This window comes from Mesorhizobium sp. M5C.F.Ca.IN.020.32.2.1 (genome assembly GCF_004023105.1).
In the GTDB taxonomy this organism is placed as follows: domain Bacteria; phylum Pseudomonadota; class Alphaproteobacteria; order Rhizobiales; family Rhizobiaceae; genus Mesorhizobium; species Mesorhizobium wenxiniae.
The window spans coordinates 1-7,031 of the sequence record NZ_RZSX01000277.1 but is presented as its reverse complement, the minus strand read 5'-3'; the positions used below and the strand labels follow the sequence as shown (position 1 = coordinate 7,031).

The following is a 7,031-nucleotide window of genomic DNA, read 5'->3' as shown; positions in this document are numbered from 1 at the left end:
GGCGGAGATTGAAAAATCTGCGCTCGCTGCCGGACGAATCTCTTCCAACCGCCGGTTGGCAGACGCCGGGCAGCCGGCACGCGTATGATTTTTTTCGGTCCGCGCGCACCGGGCACATCCCAGCCCCCAAGCCGTGCTTGGTAACCGCTTGATCGCCCCGTCGAACCTGCAGGTACGGCGGGCTTTTTTTGTCGGTGCTAGAACTTGTTGCATTCAGCACAGCATGTTCTTACGCAGACAATGCAAATGGCCAGCGCTCCATTCCACGACGCAGCCCTGGGAATCAGACACCGTGGAAGAACCTATTTGGGAAACCAACAAATCCATGCGGCGCGCGTTCGGCAGACCGCCGAACGCGGAACGGCGCTCGTTGAGGACCTTCGCTACACACTGGCCCTGTCACAACGCTTGGTGCGGGCGTCGCGTGCGCTGCTGAAGCGGCCAACGACCAGGGCGTTGCTACCGAGCCCTGAAACCGAAAGCAGCCGAAATGGTCGGACCGGACCATCTTGCCGTAAAAACTGCCGAAAGCAAAATTATACATTAGCAAGTTGGGACAGAGTTGAAGCAGAAGACTTGTTCGCGATATGGACAAGAACGCTGGCCGCAGTCTCCCTGAATGGCTTCAGAGGCATCTGCCCGATGATCCGCTGATCGCATGGGATATCGCTACCAAGATGTCGAAAGAGAACCAGGGGAAAAATGGGCTTGGCCGCAGTCTTGTCAGGAAGGGCGATCGAAACGAGAATTTGAATGAGAAACAAGACGAAGCTGACGCCGTCGTCGGCGAGCCATACCCCGGTCGCCTTGCTCCTGGTTCTTTCTATACCCTCGATGGTGGGCGGGGCAGTGTACGCGGTCCTTCGTCGGGAGGAGTTTCTATAGCGGCGAACACAAACCTGCGGTTTTTTCCTTAGAGGGTGGAACACTGTCCTGCGACAAAAGTTTAGTGCCAGCAGCGTAGTATTGTCCCTCATACAAATGCTGCTAGATCGGTGGCCCCGACCAGCCCGCGTCCTCTCCCGGAGGGCGCGGGCTTTCTGCTGCCGCGTCTTTCCGTCGCCGCGAATGGTGCCGCGGGGCGGTCTCCGCGAGAGTTCGGTTTTCATCGGGAGCAATGGAGTTCAGAGCGTCCTCGGCTGCAGGTTGCAGCGGTACACAGCGACATTGCGCATGCGGTCCCAGTCCTGCGATGCGTTTTGCTTCAGTCCCGAATTGGTCCTTCCTTGACAGCAAAAGGTGCTCTTCACATATTTCCCCGCAGCCGTCGCTCACGGCTCTCGTGGAAGCTCAAACACTCGTTCAGTTGAATGGAGGTTCTAATGAACGACAGGACTTTCGACCGGCCTGTTTTCGTCAAGAGAGGGGAGTTCATGGTGGAGGAAATCGAATGCTTGGCTGATGCTTTCGAGTTCCTGCAGGAATGGCCGGAGAATCGCAGAGGGCCAATCTTTGACACGGCGTTCCGAGCTTGCCAGCGCGCCTACGATGGCCAAGTTCCCATTTCAGTTGCACGCGAGGCTTTCGCCGGCTTCGCGAGATCGGCCAAGATCCTCGAGGACGTCTCTGCAGCTATGCCCTGGATGACGGCACCGAAAACCGGTCGCGGTGGCGTGACGGCATAACCCATGTAGGTCCTTGGCGACGCCCTTGTGAAAATCGCCGGCATGGACAATCCGCCAAGCAGTTCCTGGCCGGTAGCGATGCCGTTACTGCGACAAGGGCGGCGCTTGAGGCACGGCTTGAGGAAATTCGCGCATTCGAGGACCCGTTCGATTCGACAGATGAGTCTTTCTAGGTCAGAGCCCGGAGAGCGGGGCCACGCTGGGCCGAACAGGCCCCGCGCGAATCTCGATATCGAGGAGACGAAACCGCCCCGGCCTCTGCGGGCTGCCGAGTCTGTAGCGGCAGGGGAGGGCACAGCGCGGGACATTCGCAATCTGGCCTCGTCGGGCATTGATGCTGACCTCGCGAGAAGGATCAGCATGGAGTTCGCCATTTATGGCGACGAGCAGGATGGCGTCCTCTTGGCCAAGGCGGGTGACTGGGACGATGCGGCGCGCGCGAAGCATTCCGCGTCGCTGTCGTCCGCGACGTCGACAGGACCGTCGTTTGGATGCTGGTGGGGAGTGTTCCTCAAGCGGAACATTACCGTCCGCTAACGGTGTGTGGGATCAGTGGGTCCACCCCCACGCTCAGCCTGCTGGAGATCGGGCTGCATCCGGTCGGCCCGCGCCCAGAGGAGTAGCGCCGGCTTCTGCTTGCGCTTACCGGCTCAGCCTTTCGACCGTCTCAATTATGGCCTTCGCGAGAGCCTCGCCCTCTTGGATCGGCTCGGGGCGATAAAACAACAGGACGGCTCTTCGCTCGGCAGCACGCCGGCAGGGGCATGGCTGTTCAATAGCCTTACGCACGGGCTTGAGGGCGGCCCAAGCGTTGCTGATGTCATCGTGGCCGTCCATGCTTTCTTCGCCAGATGGACTGTCTCAACGTCGGCAGTGAAGGCAGGGGCCCGGACGAGGCGAGGCCCTGTTCTATCAAAGTCTAACGACTGGGAAAGCGCACTGGAAAGCACGTGCGGTAACCGTTGATTCAACCATTGCTGGTATTTTAGAGCAGTGTGGTAGCGGCTCCGGCAATGTGAGGCGGGGTGCTGAATTGCCGGGGCCGCCTGCGCAGTCCGGTTAGGTTTGACCGCGCCGTCCTATTCTGGGACAGCGCGGTCAACGATTCGTTAAAATGAGAACTAATTAAGAGTATGCTAATTGAATCGCGGTTTTGCGGGTCAATGCATGCGTTTGAAGTTCGTCCCGCCACTAATGCCGACCTTGGTTGAGAAGCCTCCCGAAAGCGGCGTCTGCTTCATGAGCTCAAGTTCGACGGCTATAGGTCGCAAATGATTATTGACGAATGCGGAACGCGCATTTTCACCCGCCGTGGGTTGGACTGGAGGACCTCCGCCACGCGTCGCTGCAGGATTTTTGCGAGGGAGAATAAGCGGAATTCCGCCTCGGTTTGCGGGAGTGTTCGTCAAGCGGAACATAAGCTTGTGCTAACGGTTGTGTAGGATCAGTGGGCAACCCCCAAGATTTAGCCCCCTGCAGATCGGGCTGCCTTCCGGGTGGCGCGATGTCGGCCTATTACGCCAAAACAGGCGAGACTTACGTCCCGTCGCGCATCAGACCAAAGTCCCGCAAAAGGAACATTTGCAGCTGCCTGCGGTTTGGTAAATCTGGCGCGAAGACGCGTTCAGCGGAACATAGCTCACATAAAGGAGGCCATCATGAGAATGCATCTTTCCACTGCAGCCGCGGGATTTTTACTGCTGGCAGGCATTGGTGCTGCTGCCGCTCAGGACGTAGTCATCGAGCCTGAACAGGAGACGGTCATCAGGGAGTACGTGAAAAAGCAGCCGCTCGCCTCAGTGAAAATCCCTGGAGTGGAGCTCAATATCGGCTCAACCCTGCCCGAGACGGTCGAGCTTCATGAAGTCCCCGACACAAAATACCGCACCGTTGTCGTCGACAACCGGACGGTTGTCGTTGACCCCGGCACTCGCAAGATCATCAAAATAATTGAATGACCAAAGCGACTGGGAGGACAGCCCGCCGCGCCGAAAGGTGCGGCGGGCTTTTTTTGATCAGCTTATGGAGCGAAGTTGCCGGTGATGACGGCGAGAAAGAAAGCAACAACTCGGAACACATGCCAGCTACAGTCAAGCCGAGGCCGATTAACACAGCCCACGCAATCAGCCTACCGTAATTTCTCTCCGGCAGTTTCTTTCCACTTCGGTCGTTATCTTGCGGTTTAGCGAACAATCCCTCGTTATCATCCGATGCGGCAGGCCACTGCGCTTGCGCGGGCATCTCCGGCCCTACGAATGGAGCCATGCGCCATCGGCTGTTTTGGCGTCGAAAGCTACGGGCACGCTGTGAATCACGCACGCTGCCGCCAATATCTCTTCCAACTCGTGGTCGGTTGCGTTGCAAGCCGGCATGAGTTTCCGAAGGGCGCAGATTGCCTGTGCGATCGATAGGAAGCGGGCCTTGCCTATGGAAAGAACGTAGACTTCGGCGACTGTTTCTACCGTGACTGTGGGAAAAGAGTGAGTCATCGAGAATTCCTCCCAGAAACCCTGACCAACACGATTTCCGGCCAAATGTGGCGGCCTTCAACGCTCTGTCTGATTGCGCAGGCTCGCCGCCATTTCGGCCATTGTCTGTAGGCAATTCATTGAGTTGCGATCCTAGAGAGGCCGGCCGACGCGGCTCATTGCGCGTGCGATCGCAAGCTGCGCCTCGAGCTTGGCATTTTCCTTTTGCGTCATGTTGTCTGCGGAGATCAGCCGGCGTAGCGAGCGCATGATCTCTCCACGGGCCCAGCCCGCTTCCAGCATGCAATCGACGATCGCCTGAAAGCCTGGCTCCATGGCCTTCTGACAATCGATCTCGCGATCGGGATATTCGCCGGGTCGTTTCGGCGGGTTTCTCACCCGGTGCCGTTTTGTCCACCTTGCAATTGTGATCCCGCAGGCCATGCCAGCACAGTCGGCAATCCAGTCGAATGCATCCGGACCGCGCCCTATCAGTTGCGCGCCCTGAACAACTTCAATCGCCACGCCCGAAAAAGCGAGGAGAACAATCAGCTTTGCCTTGTGTTTCGTCCAGCCAAGACTTGCCAAGGCCGCCAAAACGGTGAATGCGGCGGCGTGGATGAGCTTGCCATGATGCGTGAAGCTCACTCCCAAATTCTGCAGGAGCCACGCCGGAAAAAGGGCGAGCAGCAGGAGCACGCCGGCCAACGCGGCAAGGAAAGCAACCCTTGCCACGATCGGATATGAGCCTGCGCGCAACAATATAGGATAGCCCTTCATCCGAAGTTTGCAGAGGCCACCGCCAGCACGAAGCGGTCTAGAGCTGGGGCAGATTGTCAATTTCCAGCGGATCGGCGCATCAGCCGAATAGATGAAAGCTTTGAAGCTGCGGCCAAAGGAGGGCAAGATGCTATTCCCTTCGGACTGGGGTCCTTACCAGCCGGCTAGGAGCTCTAGTCAGAGCAAAACGCTCCCCCTCGGCACGGTGCTCGAAACAGAACCAGTGGGGCGTCTGCCTCGGCTTCGCAAAAGCCCCATCCTGCATTCTTCCCGCAGCCGATGCTCGCACCTATGGTGCTGATGCCAGGGCGCGTGACGGGCTCCATTGCACTTGCAAGGCGGATCAGCTCGTCACTCATCGAATCTCACTTCAGTCGTGGAAGATTCGACAGCCGATCTTGACGAGCCCGGACGGCAAGATCCACGGGCTCACGGAAAAATTCCGGGGATGAACGGCTGATCGTGGCTCCCAGGAAGGTGGCCGGCGCCGCTTGGGGGGCGTTGGGGTAGATTGCCTGTAGGGCGCCGGCCTGGCGGATTGGGGTCCGCCGCACCAAGAAGCTAACAGAGCTTGCGACCGTGGATATGGCGTGATCGCGGAAGTACCGTGCTTGGAGTATGTTCCTATCCAGCCGTGTTAGCGCGATAGCCGACAAACCGGCGACAACTTACATCGTGAGTGTCTTCGAGAAACCGCACTGGCGAACGGTGCTGACCACGAAGGACAAGGCCAAGGCGGAAGCTATGGCGAGATCGGCGAGAAGGTTCAGATCGAAGAGATCACGCCGAAGGAGAAGCGCTAGCCGGTCAGCTTAGTGAAGTCGTGGCGGCGCGCGAACATGTGCCAGCAAATTCGTTTCATTGACCACCCCGGATTGGAAGAGAGTCAGCGTGGTCGAGGCCAGAATCTGGCCGTCTATCGAGGTGCTGTACCATTTAGCGTCGGCGGTTATCTGGTCGACCACCCGCTGGCAGATCGCCCGATCTTCAGGCTTCAGGAACTGGGTTTGCGGTGCTCGTAGCATCTCGACGCCTTTAAAAGGGGAGTTACTGTGTCTCCCACGCGAAGCCATGCGTGCAATCTCGGAGAATGGACCGTAAACACATTCAGACAAAAAGTTGCCATTCGTTCGACCGGTGCAGGCGAGGTCTTAGTCAAGAGGCTTGCTACTATGCGGGACAACGCGCTTCGCTCCAGCGGGGACGGCCCAGCGGCTTTGTGTGGGGGGGGAGGCCGCTGGGCCTGACAAGCGAGCCTTCGGGGGGCGCTCACCTGGCTGGCGGAAAACATGCGCTCAAGCTAATGGAGTCGAAACATTCGAACGAAGTATGTGGCGGCAATTCCGCTGTGTAGAAGCCATAAGGTGCGCCGCAATGGGTCAACACGTCTGGCACCGCAATTGCATGATCAGGTCTGGGGGAATGGGGTGGAGGCCCGTCGCTTCGCAAATGTAGCGGCGGGTCTGCTTCATAAAGGTGCCCCCCAGCCTGTGCGCTGCTTCCGTCTCGCTTCCTCGTCAATCGCCCGGACCGGCAGATAGGCGGCCGGCAACGCAATGGGTCAAGCCGGGGATCAAGCCCGCGTGAAGCACGGGCGCGGCGAGAAGGACCTCCGCCACGCTTCGCTGCAGGATTTCTGGGACGAGGCCTAAAGCGGGACATCTCAGATCCCATACCTCAGGGCAATGAAGATCACCGGTGCAAAGATCAGGAAGATCGCCATTACTATAATCACCGCAAGGGCCAGGCGCTCTGTTCGCCTGACGATTGCAGCGACCTCTTCGTCGCTCGGCGAAATGAGATCAACCGCCGAGAAATCTGTTGGGTCAGGAGTTTGATTGTCATTTGCGGGTCGGCTTGCGACCTCATCGACATTCTGTCTGCTCTGGGTAAGGGGCACAGTTGTTTCCGCTGTTAGAGAAATATCGGGCGCCCGCCGATGAGGGATACAGCGGGCACCCGGAACCACCGATGAAGGGACTTTGCTCGGCGGCCAAGACCAATCCGTTGGTAAGATCTTGGTTGCCAGCCTCAGCCCTCTGTCTTTAACGCAAAGACTTCAGTCTTACTGCATCATGGACCATAGCCCGGCGGCGGAACTAAGTGCCCGCCGGTCCCGTTGCCGACCAGTGATAATTCAGAATAGGAGAGATAGTCA

7 protein-coding genes are annotated in these 7,031 nt (G+C 58.4%); 4 read left to right on the top strand and 3 right to left on the bottom strand.

Annotation, left to right across the window (positions count from 1 at the left end):
* Window positions 1-587: 587 nt before the first annotated feature.
* The 4 genes from EOA86_RS15745 (at window position 588) to EOA86_RS15725 (ending at window position 3,583) form a co-directional block, all read left to right on the top strand.
* Window positions 588-917: a hypothetical protein gene (locus EOA86_RS15745; protein ID WP_128342449.1), complete on the top strand. Its 330-nt coding sequence runs from the start codon at window positions 588-590 to the stop codon at window positions 915-917.
* 405 nt (window positions 918-1,322) lie between these two features.
* A complete protein-coding gene (locus EOA86_RS15740; RefSeq protein WP_128342448.1) occupies window positions 1,323-1,625 on the top strand; it encodes a DUF982 domain-containing protein in 303 nt (100 codons plus the stop codon).
* A gap of 360 nt (window positions 1,626-1,985) precedes the next feature.
* Entirely contained in the window at window positions 1,986-2,162 is a 177-nt protein-coding gene (locus EOA86_RS38660; RefSeq protein ID WP_164891772.1) for a hypothetical protein, read from the top strand.
* A gap of 1,121 nt (window positions 2,163-3,283) precedes the next feature.
* Entirely contained in the window at window positions 3,284-3,583 is a 300-nt protein-coding gene (locus tag EOA86_RS15725; protein ID WP_029353259.1) for a DUF1236 domain-containing protein, read from the top strand.
* Between the two features lie 663 nt (window positions 3,584-4,246).
* Here the strand turns inward: EOA86_RS15725 and EOA86_RS40310 are convergent.
* The 3 genes from EOA86_RS40310 to EOA86_RS15695 form a co-directional block, all read right to left on the bottom strand.
* Window positions 4,247-4,828: a hypothetical protein gene (locus EOA86_RS40310; RefSeq protein WP_245497282.1), complete on the bottom strand. Its 582-nt coding sequence runs from the start codon at window positions 4,826-4,828 to the stop codon at window positions 4,247-4,249.
* An 857-nt stretch (window positions 4,829-5,685) separates the two neighbouring features.
* Window positions 5,686-5,898: a hypothetical protein gene (locus tag EOA86_RS15705; RefSeq protein WP_245497280.1), complete on the bottom strand. Its 213-nt coding sequence runs from the start codon at window positions 5,896-5,898 to the stop codon at window positions 5,686-5,688.
* A 638-nt stretch (window positions 5,899-6,536) separates the two neighbouring features.
* Complete coding sequence (locus EOA86_RS15695; protein ID WP_128342444.1) at window positions 6,537-6,773, bottom strand: hypothetical protein; 237 nt, start codon at window positions 6,771-6,773, stop codon at window positions 6,537-6,539.
* Window positions 6,774-7,031 lie beyond the last annotated feature (258 nt).